Origin of the sequence: Stenotrophomonas beteli (assembly GCF_001431665.1) — a bacterium.
Classification (GTDB): Bacteria; Pseudomonadota; Gammaproteobacteria; order Xanthomonadales; family Xanthomonadaceae; genus Stenotrophomonas; species Stenotrophomonas beteli.
In genome coordinates this window covers 50,390-67,652 of sequence record NZ_LLXV01000077.1, presented here as the reverse complement: position 1 = coordinate 67,652, position 17,263 = coordinate 50,390, and the positions used below count along the sequence as shown (strand labels likewise).

Below are 17,263 nucleotides of genomic sequence, written 5' to 3'. Positions count from 1 at the left end.
CTCAGCGCACCTTCAACGTGGCCAGGCCGATCAGCACGAGCACGACGGAGATGATCCAGAAGCGCACGATCACGCGCGGTTCGGGCCAGCCCTTCAGTTCGAAATGGTGGTGGATCGGTGCCATGCGGAACACGCGCTTGCCGGTCAGCTTGAACGAAGCCACCTGGATCATCACCGACAGCGTTTCGATGACGAACACGCCGCCCATGATCACCAGTACCAGCTCCTGGCGGGTGATCACCGCGATCGTGCCCAGCACCGCGCCCAGCGACAGCGCGCCGATATCGCCCATGAACACCATGGCCGGATAGGTGTTGAACCAGAGGAAGCCCAGGCCAGCGCCGGCAATGGCCGCGCAGATGATCACCAGCTCGCCGGCACCCGGGATCTGCGGGATCTGCAGGTAGTTGGCGAACACCACGTTGCCCGAGGCATAGGCGAACACGCCCAGCGCGCAGGCCACCAGCACGGTCGGCATGATCGCCAGGCCGTCCAGGCCGTCGGTCAGGTTCACCGCGTTGGAGAACCCGACGATCCAGAAGTAGGCGATGGCCACAAAACCGATGCCGGCCAGCGGCAGCGCCACCGACTTGAACATCGGGATATAGAAGGTCAGCGCCGCCGGTACATCAGCGGTCTGGAACAGGAAGATGCCCGCGGCCAGGCCGAAGATCGACTGCAGCAGGTACTTCCAGCGCGACTTCAGGCCGTTCGGGTCGCGACGGACGATCTTGATCCAGTCGTCATACCAGCCGATGGCGCCGAAGCACAGCATCACCGCCAGCACCAGCCACACGTAGCGGTTGCGCAGGTCGGCCCACATCAGCACCGACAGGGTGACGGTGAGCAGGATCAGCGAGCCGCCCATGGTCGGCGTGCCGGCCTTGGAGAAATGGGTCTGCGGGCCGTCGCTGCGGATCGGCTGGCCGCCCTTGAACTGGGCAAGCTTGCGGATCATCGCCGGGCCCAGCCACAGCGACAGGAACAGCGCCGTCAGCGCGGCAAGGATGGCGCGGAACGTCTGGTAGTTGAACAGCCCGAACAGGCTCTCCAACTGCTGCAACCATCGAGCCAGTTCATACAACATGCGGGGATTCCTCTCCTTGCGCCAGCAGCGCTTTGACGATCAGGTCCATGGCACTGCCACGGGAACCCTTGACCAGGCAGCGCACACCAGCGTGCAACTCGTCCTGCAGCGCCTGCGACAGCGCATCATGGGTGGCGAAATGGCGGCCACCTTCACCGAAGGCGGCCGCAGCGGCGGCACTGAGCGGCCCCAGCGCGTACAGCCGCTTGAGACCGGCCGCGCGTGCGCGCAGGCCAGCCTGGGCATGCAGCGCCCCGGCATCCGGGCCCAGCTCACGCATGTCGCCCAGTACCAGCCAGCCCTCTTCCGGGGCCGCGGCCAGGGCGTCGATGGCCGCAGCCAGCGAACCCGGGTTGGCGTTGTAGCTGTCGTCCACCAGCACCGCACCGTTGCGTAGCTGGTGCGCGATCTGGCGCCCCGGCACCGGCTGTGCCTCGGCAAGCCCGGCCGCAACCAGCGCCAGATCGATACCGGCAGCCAGCGCCAGGCTGGCGGCGGCCAGCGCGTTGCTGACGTTGTGGCGACCCGGCAGGCCCAGCACCACGCGGGCCTCGCCGGTCGGCGCGACCAGCACGAACTGGCTGCCCTGCGCACCGGCACGGATATCGCGCGCGGTGACCTCGGCAGTGTGCTCCAGCCCGTAGCGCAGCACGCGGCAGCGCGGTGGGGTGCCGACAAAATGCTGTTCGAACCAGCGCCCGTAGGCATCGTCCACGTTGATCACCGCCACGCCATCGGCCGGCAGCGCTGCGTAGATCGCGCCCTTGGTCACGGCCACGCCGAGCAGGCTGCCCATGCGCTCCAGGTGCGCCGGGGCGACGTTGTTGACCAGCGCGTAGCGCGGACGGGCGATGTCGGTGAGGTAGGCGATGTCACCCGGCTTGCCGGCGCCCATCTCGTAGACGGCGTAGTCGGCATCTTCCGGCGCGTCGATCACCGCCAGCGGCAGGCCGATCTCGTTGTTGCGGTTGCCCGGGTTGGCATAGACCACCTTGTGCGCATCGCGCGCCACCTGCTGCAGGATCGACAGCAGCAGGCTCTTCACGCTGGTCTTGCCGTTGCTGCCGGTGATCGCGAACACCTCTGTACTGCGGTCGCGCTGCATGCCGGTGGCGATCTTCGCCAGCGCCAGCTCGCTGTCGGCCACCAGCACCTGCGGCACGTCCAGCGGCAGCAGGCGCTCGACCAGCAGCGCGCTGGCTCCGCGCGCCAGTGCGTCGGCGGCGAAGTCATGACCGTCGAAACGCTCGCCCCGCAGCGCCACGTACAGGCTGCCCGGGCCGAGGCTGCGGGTGTCATTGCTGACCGCATCGATGGCCACGTCGTCGCCGTGGATCTCGCCGCCGGCCCAGTGTGCGATCAGCGAAAGCAGGGTGCGCTTCATGCGATGCCCTCCCCGGCCTGCGGGCCCTCTTCCGCGTCCTGCGGCCGGGCCACCAGTGCATCCACGCGCGTCGCAGCTAGAACACCGGCCTTGGCCGCCAGCGCAGCGGCAGCCACTTCGGTGTCGTCGAAATCATGGCGCACGCCGTTCACTTCCTGGTACGGCTCGTGGCCCTTGCCGGCGATCAGGATGATGTCGCTGGCACCGGCGCGCTTCACCGCCAGGCCGATCGCGCGCGCGCGGCTGCGCTGCACGGTCACGGCATCGGCGTTCTGGAAGCCGGCCAGGATGTCGGCCACGATCACGTCGCCATCCTCGCCACGCGGGTTGTCGTCGGTGACGATGACCTGGTTGGCCAGGCGCTCGGCAATGGCGGCCATCTGCGGGCGCTTGCCGGTGTCACGCTCGCCACCGCAACCGAACACGCAGAACAACGCGCCGTGCAGGTGGCCGTGCAGGCTGTCCAGCGCCTGTTCCAGCGCGTCCGGGGTATGCGCGTAATCGACCACCACGGTCGGCAGGCCGTCTTCGCCGCCCAGGCGGTTCATGCGGCCACGGATCGGCTGCAGCGCCGACAGCACCTCGGCAACACGCGGCAGCGGCTGGCCCTGCGCATGCAGGGTGCCGGCCACGGCCAGCAGGTTGTCCACGTTGAAGCGGCCCAGCAGCGGCGACTGCACGGCAGCACGCTGGCCGTCGATGATCAGTTCGAAGGCGATGCCACGGCCGTCCAGCTGCAGCGCTTCGGCGCGCACGTTGGCATCGGCCGCACCGCGCGAGCTCAGGCCGATCGGCTGCACGCCCGCCGGCAGGCCGGCGAACAGCTGGCGACCGAACCCGTCGTCAAGATTGATCACCGCCGCCTTCAGGCCCGGGCGATGGAACAGCCGCGCCTTGGCCGCGCCGTAGCTGGCCATGTCGCCGTGGTAGTCCAGATGGTCACGGGTGAGGTTGGTGAACACCGCCACGTCGTAGTGCACGGCATCCACGCGGCCCTGGTCCAGCGCATGCGAGCTGACCTCCATCGCCACCGCGCGCGCACCGGCGTCGCGCAGCTGCGCCAGCAGCGCATGCATCTGCAGCACCAGCGGCGTGGTGAAGCCGGTCGGCTCGACCGCACCATAAAGTCCGGCGCCCAGCGTGCCGATACTGCCACTGGGCGTTCCGAGCAGGTGCCAGGCCTGGGCCAGCAGCTGCACGGTGGAGGTCTTGCCGTTGGTGCCGGTCACGCCGACCATCGCCATCGCCCGCGACGGTGCGCCATGGAACTGGTCGGCCATCGCGCCCATGCGCGCACGCAGGCCCGGCACGGCGATCGCATCGGCCGGTGCCGGCAGCTCAGCCGGTGCCGGCGGTTCGAACAGGATGGCACTGGCACCGGCCGCGCGCGCCTGCTCGACAAAGCCCAGGCCATGCGCGCCGAAACCGGCGATGGCGACGAAGGCATTGCCGGGACGCACGTCACGGCTGTCCAGCACCAGGCCGGTCAGAACGGGATCGTGGCCCGCCAGGGCCACATCCGGAAGCAACTGCGAAAGCAACATCGAAGGACTCATTGCGTGCCTCCCGTAGCGGGCGGCGTCTGGGCGTGCGCGCTCGGCAGCGCAGCGTCGAATTCAGCGGCGGCATCGACCGGCAGTGCGGCCTCGGCCGGCGGTGCAGGCAGGATCGAGGCCGAATGGCCGACCTTGCCGGACTGCTGAGCAGCCAACCACGACTGCAGGTCGTCCAGCGGCACGTCCATCAGGCGCAGCGTGCCTTCCATCACGTTGTGGTAGACCGGCGCCGACACCAGGCCGCCGTAGAACTTGCCGGCCTGGGGGTCGTTGATGACGATGACAGTGGCGAAGCGCGGGTTGGTGGCCGGCACCACGCCGGCGAACAGCGCGTTGTAGTGGCCGCGCTCGTAACCGCCCGGGCCGGTCTTGCGCGCGGTACCGGTCTTGCCGGCCACGCGGTAGCCCAGCACCGCCGCCTGCTTGGCGCCGCCCTGGGTCACCACGGTTTCCATCATCGCCACCACCTGCCTGGCGACGCTCTCATCGATGATCTGATGCGCCTCGTTGCGCTGGCCCTTGACGAAAGTCGGCGCGATCAGCTTGCCGCCATTGGCCAGCGCCGAATAGGCGGTGGCGATCTGCAGCGGCGTCACGTTCAGGCCGTAGCCGTAGGACATGGTGGTCTTGGTGGCACCGTCCCAGTTGGCCGGGCGTCGCACCACGCCACCAGATTCACCCGGAAAGCCGCTGTGTGGCACCGAGCCATAGCCAAAGCGGCGCACGCCGTCATAGAACACCTGGTCCGGCATCTTCGCCGCTACCTTGGCCGCGCCGATATTGGAACTGCGGGTGATCACACCGGTCACGTTCAACACGCCGTTGTTGCGCGGCACGTCGCGGATGGTGAAGCGGGCGACCTGCATGTAGCCCGGGTTGGTGTCGATGACGGTGTCCTTGGTCACCGCACCGGCCTGCAGCGCGGTGGCGATGGTCAGCGGCTTCATCGTCGAACCCGGCTCGACCAGGTCGGTCACCGCGCGGTTGCGGCGCGTATCGGGGATCGCGCCGGTCAGCGAGTTCGGGTTGTAGGTCGGCAGGTTGACCATGGCCAGGATCTCGCCGGTGGTCACGTCCATGATCACCATCGAACCGCCGGCCGCCTTGTTGGCCACCAGCGCGTTGCGCAGTTCCTTGAAGGCCAGGTACTGGATGCGGCGGTCGATGCTGAGGGTCAGGTCCTTGCCCGGCTCGGCGGCGCGCAGCAGATCGCTTTCGACGGTCTCGCCCTTGCGGTTGCGGATCACCCGCTTCGCACCCGGCTTGCCGCGCAGCCATTCGTCGAACGCCAGCTCCAGGCCTTCCTGGCCGCGGTCGTCGATGTTGGTGAAGCCCAGCACATGCGCCATCGCCTCACCCTGCGGGTAGAAGCGGCGGAACTCGCGCTGTGCGGCCACGCCCGGAATCTTCAGCGCGACCACCTTCTCTGCCTCGTCCGGATTGATCCGGCGGCGCAGGTACATGAATTCCTTGTCCGACTTCTGCGACAGGCGGCTGCTCAGCTCATCCACCGACATGCCGACCGCCTGGGCCAGCTCCGGGATGCGCTCGGGCGAACGCAGCAGGTCCTGCGGGTTGACCCAGATCGAGGCGACCGGCGTGGACACCGCCAGCGGCTCGCCGTTGCGGTCGGTGATCATGCCGCGCGAAGTCTTGATCGGCAGCTCGCGCAGGTAGCGGGCCTCGCCCTGGCGCTGGTAGAAATCGCTGTTGATGATCTGCACGTAGGCCGCGCGGCCGACCAGCGACACCGAGCACAGGCCGAGCGCAAGGGCGACCCAGCGCAGGCGCTGGCGCAGGTTGAAGGCGTTGCGCGGGCGGTTGCGGCCGGTCTTGCTCATGGGCGCACCACCACGATGTCGGCGGCCTCGGGGAACTTCATGCCGAGCTTTTCGCGGGCGATGCGGTCAACGCGGTTGGCTTCGGCCAGCGTGGCCTGCTCCAGCTGCAGGCGGCCGAATTCCAGGTTGATGTCATCGCGCTTGCGCTCGGCGCGCGACAGCTCGATGAACGTCTGCCGATGACGGTGACGCACGAACACGACGCCAATCGCCGAGGCAACGGTCGAGGCCAACAGGATGATCAGCAGCAGCCGGCTCATGCGCTGGCCTCCCGCTTCTGCGCCACGCGCAGCACGGCGCTGCGCGCACGCGGGTTGGCAGCCAGCTCTTCGTCGGTGGCCTTGATGGCCCCACCGATCAGGTCCAGCGTCGGCACGAACGCCACCGCCTCAGGCAGGCGGCGGTTGGCCGGCGGCGCCTTGGCCAGGCGGTTCATGTACTGCTTGACGATGCGGTCTTCCAGCGAATGGAAGCTGATCACCGCCAGCCGGCCACCGGGCTTGAGCCGTTCCACCGCCGCACCGAGGCCGGCTTCCAGATCGGCCAGCTCGCGGTTGATGTGGATGCGGATGGCCTGGAAGCTGCGCGTGGCCGGGTGGATCTTGTCTTTCCCACGCGGCATCACCGAGGCGATCAGCTCGGCCAGTTCGGCAGTGCGGGTGAACGGCTGCTTCTCGCGGCGGGCCACGATGGCGCGGGCGATGCGCCGGCTCTGGCGCTCTTCGCCGTAGGTCCACAGCACGTCGGCAATCTCGCGCTCTTCCACGCGGTTGATCCACTGCGCGGCGCTTTCACCGCTGTCCGGATCCATGCGCATGTCCAGCGGGCCGTCCTTGCCGAAGCTGAAGCCACGCTCGGCCACGTCCAGCTGCGGCGACGACACGCCGAGATCGAACAGTACGCCGTCCAGGCCTTCGGCCGTCGCATCCCACTGCAGCAGCTGGGCGAAGCTGCCACGGAAGATGGACACGCGCGGGTCCGGCGCGAAATCGCGCTCGGCTACGGCGATGGCTTCCGGATCCTTGTCCATGACCAGCAGGCGCCCCTCGGGACCGAGCTGGGTGAGCACGCCACGTGCATGACCGCCACGACCGAACGTGCCATCCAGATAACGTCCGTTTTCGATCACCCTCAGGCCTTCAAGGACCTGGGTGTACAGGACCGGCAGGTGCACCGCCGGCGACTGCGACACCGGAAGGTGACCGGTCTGCGCTTCTGGGCGCATCCGGGCACCCCGGCTCACAACTTCAGGTCGAGCAACCCATCACCCAGATCCTCGTCAGACAACGTCTGCTGGATCAGGGCCCGATGCGCCTGCTCGCTCCACAATTCGAACTTGTCGCCCATACCGAGCAATACCGCCTTCTTCTCAATGCCCACCGCACCGCGGTGGCTGGCGGGGATGCTGATGCGACCGTTGCCGTCCAGTTCCAGATGGGCGGCCGAGCCGACCAGCTTCTGCTGCAACAGGCGCACGACGCGCTGGGTGTTGGGCTTGGACATCACATCGTCGCGGACCCGCTCCCATTCCGACTCTGCATACAGCCACAGGCAGCCGGCTTCGAACGGGTTGTAGGTCAAAACGAGACGGTTGTTGCTGGCGCGCGCGACGAGGTCGCGGTAAGCGGTGGGAACCGCCATGCGCCCTTTGTCGTCAACTGTGATGGCCGTCTCGCCCTGGAACACGACGCGTGCACCTATCCTTCGCCCGGTGAAACATTGAACCACGAAAACCCACAAAACACCCGGATTTCCCTCTGATGCCCACCTTAGCAGCGGGCGAAGGGTTGTCAACAACTTTTCAGCAGGGAAATCGCCAGCCGCATCAATGGCTTGCAACAACCTTTAGAGAATTGTTCAAGGCTTATCCACAAGTTGCTGATCCGTCTCAATTTTTGAGATTGAACGGAAGTTCAGGGGTGTGGACAGGGCGTGAAACATCGGCTGCGCATTCATCCGCAGCGGGTCGGAAACGGCGCCGGACTGCGCAAACGGTGCACAATGAAGCCATGTGCCTGCTCGCTCTTGGCTGGATGCACCACCCGCGCTGGCGGCTGGTGATGACCGGCAACCGTGATGAGTTCCACGCCCGCCCGACGGCGGCGCTGGCCCCCTGGCAGGACGAGACCTCCGTCATCGGTGGGCGCGACCTGCGCTCCGGTGGCGGCTGGGCCGGGGTGGGTGCTGCGGGCCGGATGGCGGTGGTCACCAATGTCCGCGATCCACTGGCCGCCCAGACCGGCCCATCGCGTGGCGCACTGGTGGCCGACTTCCTGCGTGGCCGCGACCCGGCTGCGGTCCATATCGAGCGTTTGGCGACCGTGGCCGGCGCCTATGCCCCGTTCAACCTCCTGCTGGCCGATCGCGACAGCCTGGAGTACCTGGGCAACCATCCGGCCGAGCGGCAGACACTCGGCCCGGGCGTGCATGGCATGTCCAACGGTGCGCTGGATGCGCCCTGGCCGAAGACCCGGCGGTTGATGGCGGCCCTTGAAGCCTGGCTGCAGAAAGACGGGGTCGGATCCCTGTCGCAAAGCGAAAGGGATCCGACCCCGGACCTGACCCCGCTATGGACCGCGCTGGCCGACGAACACCGCCCCGCCGACAGCGACCTGCCCGACACCGGGATCGGCCTGGAACGCGAGCGCTGGCTGAGCCCGGCCTTCATCCGCGGCGACGACTACGGCACCCGTGCCAGCACGGTGCTGCTGATCGATGCCGACGGCCACGGCGAGATCCACGAGCGCCGCTTCGGCCCGCAGGGTGTCCCCATCGGACAGAGCCACGTCATTTTCTGACCCGGTCGGCACGACCTGCACGCCGTTGTCGCCATCGACGCGGCGGCAGGCGTCATCGCAACAGGCCTGATACGTCATTCAGTTTCCAGCGGCGACCCTGATCCGCCCGTGCCACGGGGCTCCCGGCATCGCAGCCTGCCCACTGTGTCCTTTTCGCATTCGGCACTGTGTCTATAAATGTCGGCCCTGACCTCCCAGGGTGGTCGCGCCCGGCACTTCGCCGCGCGATCGACCGCAACCACAAGGAGGCCCCATGCGCCGCATCCTCATCCTGCTCGCCACCCACCTGCTCACCCTCGGCCTGGGCTTCGGCCTGGGCGTCTATCTCCTGCCGATCCTGATCGCCCCCGATGACCCGCCGGTCGCGCAGGTGCAGGCGGCCATGAAAGACGCCCCCTACCGCACCACCTTTCGCCGCGACCTCAAGGGCAGTGATGCGGTGCATTGGGCGGAAGGCAACGTCAGCGTCAGCCCGCGCCAGGTCGCGTTCGACGGCAAGATGGGTCCGGGACCGGATTACAAGGTGTACCTGGTCCGTGACTTCGTCGACAACAAGGCCGACTTCCTGAAGGTCAAGGCGCAGGCCCAGCGCATCGGCGAGGTGAAGACGTTCAACCGCTTCCTGGTCGAGGTGCCCGCGAACGTGGATGTGGACGACTACACCACGATCGTGGTGTGGTGCGAGCGCTTCTCGCAGTTCATTTCCGCCGGGCAGTACCGCATGCCGGGCTGAGGACCGCGCGACGTCGAGGTAGTGCCTGCCGTTGGCCGGCAGCACTCTGTCCGCCGCTGCTGGCATCGTGAAGCTGCCGGCCAGCGGCCGGCACTACCGATGCGCGGTTCATGCATATAGAAGAAAGAGGCGGAGCCGGCCGATAAGCCGGGTTCTGTCGTGGACAGTCATTCCTCTAGGCGTTACGTCACCGCAACGCTCAAGCAACCTACCCGGATCCAACGCGGGCCGCGCCAAAGGATCCCTATTTGGTCTTGCTCCAGGTGGGGTTTGCCGTGCCGGTCTGTTGCCAGACTCGCGGTGCGCTCTTACCGCACCATTTCACCCTTACCGGCCTTCCGAAGAAGACGTAGGCGGTATCTTTCTGTTGCACTTTCCGTCGGCTTGCGCCGCCCAGGCGTTACCTGGCACCTTGCCCTATGGAGCCCGGACTTTCCTCGGCACCCCCGAAGGGATGACGCGACTGTCTGGCCGGCTCCGCCAGCGCGTATTCTAGCGCACGCACGCCCTTCCTGCCGTGCCGATCGCGGCAGCCGGTTCATCCGTCCACGCTTGGCGTGGATCCACCTATGCTGCTGCCTGGTGGGTGCGGACCTTGGTCCGCACGATCCATCAACTACCGTACAACGCCTTGCGCGGCGCACCGGTCAGTTCCGCGGCCAGCTTGGCGGCGGTTGACGGCGGCAGGTGCTCGCTCAGCTTCGCGTAGACGCGGCGGCCGTGTGCCAGCTGCGCTTCCTCATCGTCACCCGCCCCCTGCACCATCACCACGAACTCGCCCTTGCGCTGGTTCTCGTCGGCCTCGACCCTGGCCAGCAGGCCGGCCAGGTCGCCATCAAGGACGGTCTCGAACAGCTTGGTCAGCTCGCGGGCCAGCACCGCCGGGCGTTCGCCGCCGAAGATCGCCGCCATGTCGGCCAGCGACTCGGCGATGCGGTGCGAGGATTCGTAGAACACCATCGTGCGCACTTCACCGGCCAGCGCCTGCAGGCGGTCGCGGCGGCCGCTGGCCTTGGCCGGCAGGAAGCCCTCGAAACTGAAACGATCGCTGGGCAGGCCGGCCACGCTCAGCGCGGCGATGGCGGCGCAGGCACCGGGAACCGGGCTGACCTTGATGCCCGCCGCGCGGGCCGCGCGCACCAGGCGGAACCCGGGATCGCTGACCAGCGGGGTGCCGGCATCGCTGACCAGCGCCAGCGACTCGCCGGCCTGCAGGCGCGACACCAGGCGCTGCGACAGCGCTTCCTCGTTGTGCTCGTGCAGGGCCACCAGCGGCTGCTGGATGCCGAAGTGGGACAGCAGCTGGCCGCTGCGGCGGGTGTCCTCGGCACAGATGGCGGCCACCGAACGCAGCACCTCCTGTGCGCGCGGGCTCAGATCGGCCAGGTTGCCGATCGGGGTGGCGACGACGTACAGGGTTGGGACACTCATTTCAGCGGTACTCACGGGGCAAGGGTAGAATCGTAGCGTGTACCCGGCCAAGGCCGCTGCCCTCATCGCATGGACCTGATCATGAACAAGCCCGCCGCACGGATCTCCGCCCTGTCGTTGTCGCTGATGCTGCTGGCCGGTTGTGCCACCACCAGCCTGACCAGCACCCCCGATTCGCCGGCCCAGAGCCAGGCGCTGGCGCTGATCGAACAGGGCAAGCCGCGCGACGCCGCACTGCAATTGGAAGGCCTGGCCGCCACGCTGCGCGGCGGTGCCCGCAGCAACGCACTGGCCGACGCCGCCTGGGCCTGGAACCTGGCCGGCGACAGCGCCCGCGCACGCAGCCTGCTGGGCCAGCTCAGCGCCCGCCAGCTGTCCGGTGCCAGCCTGCAGCGCTACCAGCTGACCGGTGCCGAGCTGGCGCTGGCCGACAAGCAGCCGGCGCAGGCGCTGGCGCTGTTGAAGGACAGCGGCGACAACGTGCTGCCGGCGCTGCGCACGCGCTGGTACCTGGCCCGCGCCAATGCCCTGCAGGCCACCGGTGATGCCTTTGGTGCAGCTACCGAGCGCGCCCGTGCCCATGCCGGCCTGACCGGCAGCGCCCGCAACGACAACCAGTCCGCCATCGCCGGCCTGCTCGGCACCTTGGACGACGCCACCCTGCGCAGCCGTGCCGCGGCCCTGCCGGCCAACGATCCGCTGTACAACTTCGCCGGCCGCGCACTGATCGCGCGGGGCCTGCCGCTGCCGCGTCCGTTCGACCGCGATGGTGCCGCCCAGTTCGACACCAGCAAGCGCCCGCCGGCACTGAGCGACGGCTACCGGCCGCCGGCCAAGCTGGCGGTGCTGCTGCCGCTCAGCGGCCGCCTGGCCACCGCCGCGCAGCCGGTGCGTGATGGCCTGCTGGCCGCCTACTACGGCGAGACCCGGCGCCGCCCGGACATCAACTTCATCGACACCGCCGGGACCCCGGCCGGCGCACTGGCCGCCTACGACAAGGCCGTCGCCTCCGGGGCCGACTTCGTGGTCGGCCCGCTGGGCCGCGACGAAGTGGACGCGGTGTATGGCCGCCAGCAACTGAAAGTGCCGGTGCTGGCGCTGAACCGCGGCAAGGATGCCCCGCCGGCCGGCAGCGCCGGCTTCTCGCTGGCGCCGGAAGACGACGGCATCGTGGCCGCCGAATACCTGCGCGGCCGCGAACGCAGCAAGGCGCTGGTGATCAACAGCGCCGACGACACCGGCCGCCGTGCCGCTGCCGCCTTCGCCCAGCGCTTCGCCCAGCGCGGTGGCCAGGTGGTGGCCACTGTCGGCGTCAGCGATGCCGTCGGCGATGTCGGCGCGCAGGTGCGCAACGCGGGCCAGGTCGATGCCGTGTTCCTGGCCGTGCGTGCACCGCAGGCGCGCCTGCTGGCGCCGCAGCTGGCGCTGGCCGGTGCCGGTGGCGCGACCCGCGTCGGCACCTCGCAGCTGACCGTCGGCAGCGGCAAGGTGGAAGAAGACGTGGCGCTGGACGGCATTGTCTACCCGAACGAAGCCTGGAACGTGCGCAGCGTGTCCGGCCTGCCATCGGCCAGCCAGGTGGCCAGCACCCTGCCGAGCGCACGCGGTGCGGCCGGCCGCCTGTTCGCCTTCGGCGCCGACGCCTGGAAGATCACCGCCTACCTGGACAAGCTGTCCAATGAGGGCGGCCTGGACGGTGCCACCGGCACCCTGTTCCTGGACAGCAACGGCAACATCCTGCGCCAGCCGGCATGGTCGACCTTCAATGGCGGCCGGCCGATGCCGATCGTCGGTGGTCGCTGAGCGCAGCCAACGGGGCTCGGCGGTGGAAGCGGCCGCCGAGCAGCACCTGCAACAGGCCGGGCTGCGGCCGCGTGCACGCAACGTGCGCTATCGCTGCGGTGAACTGGACCTGGTGATGGACGATGCCGGCACCGTGGTGTTCGTGGAAGTGCGCTACCGCGCGCGATCGGATTTCGGTGGCGGCGCCGCTTCGGTGGATGCGCGCAAATGCCGGCGCCTGGCCCATGCCGCGCAGCTGTACCTGCAGGACCACCCGGCACTGGCCAATGCGCCGTGCCGCTTCGATGTGGTGGACGCCACGGGCGAGCCGCCGCAGCTGCGGTGGCTGCGTGATGCGTTCCGATTGGATGATTGCTGATGGGTACCGTTTGCTTTGGTAGAAGCCGACCCTGGTCGGCGCTTTCTGTGCCAACCAAGGTTGGCACCTACCAGAGCGCACAGTCTGGCCGGCACGACCAGGGTGCGTGACTGATGCCTTCGATCATCACTCATGCCGCCGTGCCACTGGCGCTGTGGTGCGCCGCTGACCGTGGCCGCATCCCACCGCGCCTGCTGGTTGCGGGCGTGGTCGCAGCGATGCTGCCCGATGCCGATGTGCTGGCCTTTGCACTGCACATTCCGTATGCCGATGCCTTCGGCCATCGCGGCGCCAGCCATTCGCTGCTGTTTGCCTGCGTGCTGGCGGCATTGGCTGCGGTGTTGGCGCTCTTGGGTAGTCGCCGACCTTGGTCGGCCGGTGTGCGCCAACCAAGGTTGGCATCTACCGTTCAAGCGGCGGTATTCGTCTTCATCTGCGCCGCCAGCCATCCACTGCTCGATGCAATGACTTCAGGTGGCCTCGGCGTCGCGCTGGCCTGGCCGTGGAATGAACACCGCTTCTTCGCGCCGTGGCGACCGATCCGGGTGTCACCGTTCGCGCCACAGTTCTTCAGCGCGCGCGGCCTGGCCACCCTGCTCTCCGAACTGCGCTGGGTGTGGCTGCCGCTGGCTGGCGCCGTTGTCGCCTGGAAACTGATCCAACCTGCACCTGCCGCCACCCGAGACCTGTCATGAGTCCTGCCCTGCCTGCTGCCCTGGTTGCCGAACTGTCCGCCCTGCTGGGCTCGGAGGGCTGGCGCATGGATGACAGCGCGCTGGAGGCCAACGCGCAGGACAACTCATGGCGCCGCCAGCGCCCGGCAGCCGTGGCGCTGCCAGCCGACATCGAACAGGTTCAAGCTCTGGTGCGCGCCTGCCGCGCGCATGGCGTGGCCTTGGTCGCACGTGGCGCCGGTACCGGCACCACCGGCGCAGCCGTCCCGCAGCCGGGCAGCATCGTACTGTCGTTCACCCGCATGGACCGCATCGTCGAGATCCGCGCCGGTGACCGTTGCGCGGTCGTGCAGCCAGGCGTGCTCAATGGCACCCTGCAGCAGGCACTGGCCCCGCATGGCCTGTTCTGGGCACCGGATCCTTCCAGCGCCGAGATCTGCAGTATCGGCGGCAACCTGGCCTGCAACGCGGGCGGTCCGCGCGCAGTGAAGTACGGCACCAGCCGCGACAACGTGCTGGGCCTGGTGGCGGTGACCGGAACCGGCGAGGTGATCCGATGCGGTGGCGCCTACACCAAGGACGCCACCGGCTACGACCTCACCCATCTGCTGGTGGGCAGCGAAGGCACGCTGGCACTGATCGTGGAAGCCACGCTGAAGCTGACCCCGTTGCCGGTCAGCCAGGCCGGGCTGCGCGTGCTGTACCGCGATGCCGATGCCGCCGCCGCCGCGGTATCGCGATTGATGTCGCAGCCGGTGGTGCCCACCCGCCTGGAGTTCATGGACGCGCGCAGCCTGGAGCTACTGCGGCTCAATGGCGCCGATGTTCCGGAGGCTGGTGCGATGCTGCTGGTGGAAGCCGATGGTGACCACGACACCCTGCCCTATCTGCTGCAGGCACTGGCCAGCGCCGCTGAAGGCGACGGCATGATCCAACTGGACGTGGCGATGGAAGGCCGTGCACGCGACCAGCTGTGGGCCGCACGCAAGGCGCTGTCGCCCGCGCTGCGCAGTGTTGCGCCGGGCAAGATCAATGAAGACGTGGTGGTGCCGGTGTCGCGCATTCCGGAACTGGTGGCCGGCGTGCAGGCCCTGGCACGCGACTACACGCTCACCATCGTCACCTTCGGCCATGCCGGCAACGGCAACCTGCATGTCAACATCCTCTACCACCCGGACGATGCCGACGAGAACGCACGCGCGCATGCCGCGCTGCCGCAGATCTTCGAGTTGACGCTGGCACTGGGTGGCACGCTGTCCGGCGAGCACGGCATTGGCCTGGCCAAGCGCGATTTCATGGCGCAGGCGTTCACCCCGGCGACGCTGGCGACGATGCGCGCAATCAAGGCCGCGCTGGACCCGGATGGCATCCTCAACCCGGGCAAGGTGCTGCCACCGGCATAAACCGCGCGCGCTCCTGTGGAGCCGAGCCATGCTCGGTTCACCGCGCGCAGCGCGGGCTTCCCGCCTGTGGAACGCAGAGCAGCCGAGCGAGGGCTCGGCTCTACACCGGCTTGTCGCTCGCAATATCGATCAGCGTCTGCCGGAAGCTGGGCAACAGCACACGGTTGCCATGCCCGCTCAGATGATCGTTATCGAAGAACAACGGCTCCCCGTCTTCCACCGCCGAGCAGGTCTTCGGCCCGCACAGCAGCGGCAGCGGATCCCACACCGTGAGCGATGGATAGCGCGCTGCCAGCTCGGCCAGCAACGCCATCTGTGGTGCACGCAGCCTCTCCAGATCACCGCGCGGCATGCTCAGGCCTCCCGCGCAGGCCGGATTGTGGCGGTTGAACCAGTCCGAGCAGCGATAGGCCCCGGCCTTGAACAACGGCAGCGGCGCATCCACAACCACGTGCACGCCCAGCTTCTGCAGACGCCCAAGAACACGATCCGCCTCATCACGCGCAGCCTGTGCATGGGCCGGGGTGCGCTCGTCCAGCAGCTGTTGATAGATCTGCTGCGCATCCTGGCGCTGCCAGTCAAACCCACGCAGCTCCGGCATACGCAGGGCCGCCAGCAACACGATGTCGCCCGGACGCGCCTCGTGCTCGATGTTCGTCAGCGCGTCTTCAATGAAGCCTTGGCAATCGGCCGGGCTGGCCCGCAGCAGATTGACGAAGCTGCAGCCGCCACGATCATCCTGGCGCACCTCCATACCGGTCTGGCGCGCGACCATGCTGGTCATCGTGCGGTAGGCCGCCGCATGCGAATCGCCGGCCACGAACAGGCGCCGCCCTTCAAGCGCGGGTGCATCTACCGGCTCCAGCGGGCGCCACGCCGGGTAGCGGCGCGCCTGCCATGCGTAGCCGTCGCGGGTGACGCTAAGCGAGACCTGCTCGTGGTATTCCACGGTAGCCCAGGCACCCGCGCCACACAGCACGACCACCGGCAATGCCATCGCCAGCACCTTGGCCGGTGCCAGCCGCAGCAGCGGCGCCGCACTGCGCAACGGGCGCTCAATGAAGTGATACGACACGGCGGATACCGCCAGCAGCAGCACCGGATACAGCCACAGCGCGGCACCGTGCAGGCCATACGTCCAGCGCAGCAGTACCAGCAGGGGCCAATGCCACAGGTACAGCGAATAGGACAGCCGGCCCAGGTAGGCCAACGGTGCGCAGCCCAGCGCGCGGGCCATGCGCGATGTTCCCGATGCCGACACGCCTGCCAACAGCATCAACGTACCGCCGACGGTGGCCAGCACGCCCGGCACCGGCATCGCCAGCTGAGGGGCGATCACCACGCCTGTACCAAGCAGTGCCAGACCGACCGCTGCAACCGTGCCACCGCTCTGGCCCGGCACGCGCTCACGCATCCACTGGTACAGCAGCGCGCCCGCAGCCAGCTCCCAGAACCGTGCAGGCAGCAGATAGAACGCTGCCGCCGGTGCCGTCTGCGCCTGCCAGCCTGCCCACGCCAGCGACAGCACGGTGAGCACCGGCAACAGCCAGCGCGCCCACGGCCAGCGTTCGCGCCCGCGCAGCCACACGAAGAACAGCAGCGGGAACACCAGGTAGAACTGCTCCTCCACACCCAGCGTCCATGTATGCAGGAAGGGATTGAGTTCCGCGCCGGGTGAGAAGTAATCGTCCTGCTGGCCGGCCAGCACGATGTTGCTGAAGCCGACCAGCGCGGCCCAGCCGGTCTGATCGAACTGTTCATTGCGCCACGCGCGGGGAATGAACAACGCCGACAGCACGAAGGTGGCCATCAACATCACCAGCAGCGCCGGCAGCAGGCGCAGCACGCGGCGCCGGTAGAAGTCGAGCAGCAATGCGCCCAGTGACGCATCGGCACGCGAGGCCAGCGACTGGCTGATCACGAAGCCGGACACCACGAAGAACAGGTCCACGCCGGTGAAGCCGCCGGGCAGCCACGTCGCATTGGTGTGGAAGACCACGACGGCCAGCACCGCCAATGCACGCAGGCCATCGATGGCAGCGTTGTGGGAACGTTCGGGAGATGACATGCGGGCAACCAGCAGAAGACAGGGCGGCAGCATCGCCACCGTTTGCGCAGTCATTCAATGGACAATCGCGACAGACATGGACATGGTTCAGGTCCGGCCCCTTCTCGACGCGGTTGTAGAGCCAAGC

15 protein-coding genes and 1 other RNA gene are annotated in these 17,263 nt (G+C 68.2%); 6 read left to right on the top strand and 10 right to left on the bottom strand.

Annotated features, from left to right (window positions below; genetic code table 11):
* Position 1: 1 nt before the first annotated feature.
* From mraY to mraZ, 7 genes are read right to left on the bottom strand one after another with little or no spacing between them, the layout of a single operon-like run.
* Positions 2-1,087, bottom strand: a complete 1,086-nt coding sequence (gene mraY, locus ARC23_RS18125) for a phospho-N-acetylmuramoyl-pentapeptide-transferase (RefSeq protein WP_057498482.1) — start codon at positions 1,085-1,087, stop codon at positions 2-4.
* Complete coding sequence (locus ARC23_RS18120) at positions 1,077-2,471, bottom strand: UDP-N-acetylmuramoyl-tripeptide--D-alanyl-D-alanine ligase (protein ID WP_057498481.1); 1,395 nt, start codon at positions 2,469-2,471, stop codon at positions 1,077-1,079. Before ARC23_RS18120 ends, mraY begins: the two co-directional genes overlap by 11 nt.
* Positions 2,468-4,027 (bottom strand): UDP-N-acetylmuramoyl-L-alanyl-D-glutamate--2,6-diaminopimelate ligase, encoded by a 1,560-nt coding sequence (locus ARC23_RS18115; RefSeq protein WP_238985270.1) that lies wholly within the window; start codon positions 4,025-4,027, stop codon positions 2,468-2,470. The genes ARC23_RS18120 and ARC23_RS18115 overlap by 4 nt, the downstream gene beginning before the upstream one ends.
* Positions 4,024-5,868, bottom strand: coding sequence for a peptidoglycan D,D-transpeptidase FtsI family protein (locus ARC23_RS18110; RefSeq protein WP_057498480.1), 1,845 nt, complete (start codon positions 5,866-5,868; stop codon positions 4,024-4,026). Before ARC23_RS18110 ends, ARC23_RS18115 begins: the two co-directional genes overlap by 4 nt.
* Positions 5,865-6,128, bottom strand: coding sequence for a cell division protein FtsL (gene ftsL, locus ARC23_RS18105; RefSeq protein ID WP_005412242.1), 264 nt, complete (start codon positions 6,126-6,128; stop codon positions 5,865-5,867). The genes ARC23_RS18110 and ftsL overlap by 4 nt, the downstream gene beginning before the upstream one ends.
* On the bottom strand, positions 6,125-7,093 hold the full coding sequence (gene rsmH / locus ARC23_RS18100) for a 16S rRNA (cytosine(1402)-N(4))-methyltransferase RsmH (RefSeq protein WP_057498479.1): 969 nt from the start codon (positions 7,091-7,093) through the stop codon (positions 6,125-6,127). Before rsmH ends, ftsL begins: the two co-directional genes overlap by 4 nt.
* A gap of 14 nt (positions 7,094-7,107) precedes the next feature.
* A complete protein-coding gene (gene mraZ, locus ARC23_RS18095; RefSeq protein WP_004143635.1) occupies positions 7,108-7,554 on the bottom strand; it encodes a division/cell wall cluster transcriptional repressor MraZ in 447 nt (148 codons plus the stop codon).
* 323 nt (positions 7,555-7,877) lie between these two features.
* On the opposite strand from mraZ, the gene ARC23_RS18090 reads away from it, so the two are divergent.
* Together ARC23_RS18090 and ARC23_RS18085 are read left to right on the top strand one after the other, a co-directional pair.
* Positions 7,878-8,666 (top strand): NRDE family protein, encoded by a 789-nt coding sequence (locus ARC23_RS18090; RefSeq protein WP_057498478.1) that lies wholly within the window; start codon positions 7,878-7,880, stop codon positions 8,664-8,666.
* A 253-nt stretch (positions 8,667-8,919) separates the two neighbouring features.
* The gene (locus tag ARC23_RS18085; RefSeq protein ID WP_057498477.1) at positions 8,920-9,399 is read left to right on the top strand and encodes a DM13 domain-containing protein; all 480 of its coding nucleotides are present in this window, start codon (positions 8,920-8,922) and stop codon (positions 9,397-9,399) included.
* 127 nt (positions 9,400-9,526) lie between these two features.
* On the opposite strand, the gene rnpB is transcribed toward ARC23_RS18085, so the two are convergent.
* An RNA gene (rnpB, locus tag ARC23_RS18370) (RNase P RNA component class A) lies at positions 9,527-9,878 on the bottom strand.
* A 133-nt stretch (positions 9,879-10,011) separates the two neighbouring features.
* Positions 10,012-10,830, bottom strand: coding sequence for a 16S rRNA (cytidine(1402)-2'-O)-methyltransferase (gene rsmI, locus ARC23_RS18080; protein ID WP_057498476.1), 819 nt, complete (start codon positions 10,828-10,830; stop codon positions 10,012-10,014).
* 81 nt (positions 10,831-10,911) lie between these two features.
* Here rsmI and ARC23_RS18075 point away from each other — a divergent pair, with 81 nt between their 5' ends.
* From ARC23_RS18075 to ARC23_RS18060, 4 genes are all read left to right on the top strand, one after another.
* Entirely contained in the window at positions 10,912-12,633 is a 1,722-nt protein-coding gene (locus ARC23_RS18075; protein WP_057498527.1) for a penicillin-binding protein activator, read from the top strand.
* On the top strand, positions 12,623-12,991 hold the full coding sequence (locus ARC23_RS18070; protein WP_203226377.1) for a YraN family protein: 369 nt from the start codon (positions 12,623-12,625) through the stop codon (positions 12,989-12,991). Before ARC23_RS18075 ends, ARC23_RS18070 begins: the two co-directional genes overlap by 11 nt.
* Before the next feature lie 113 nt (positions 12,992-13,104).
* Complete coding sequence (locus ARC23_RS18065) at positions 13,105-13,686, top strand: metal-dependent hydrolase (RefSeq protein WP_057498474.1); 582 nt, start codon at positions 13,105-13,107, stop codon at positions 13,684-13,686.
* The gene (locus tag ARC23_RS18060) at positions 13,683-15,068 is read left to right on the top strand and encodes an FAD-binding oxidoreductase (protein WP_057498473.1); all 1,386 of its coding nucleotides are present in this window, start codon (positions 13,683-13,685) and stop codon (positions 15,066-15,068) included. Before ARC23_RS18065 ends, ARC23_RS18060 begins: the two co-directional genes overlap by 4 nt.
* A 100-nt stretch (positions 15,069-15,168) precedes the next feature.
* On the opposite strand, the gene ARC23_RS18055 is transcribed toward ARC23_RS18060, so the two are convergent.
* Entirely contained in the window at positions 15,169-17,190 is a 2,022-nt protein-coding gene (locus ARC23_RS18055) for an acyltransferase family protein (RefSeq protein WP_057498472.1), read from the bottom strand.
* Between the last annotated feature and the right edge of the window lie 73 nt (positions 17,191-17,263).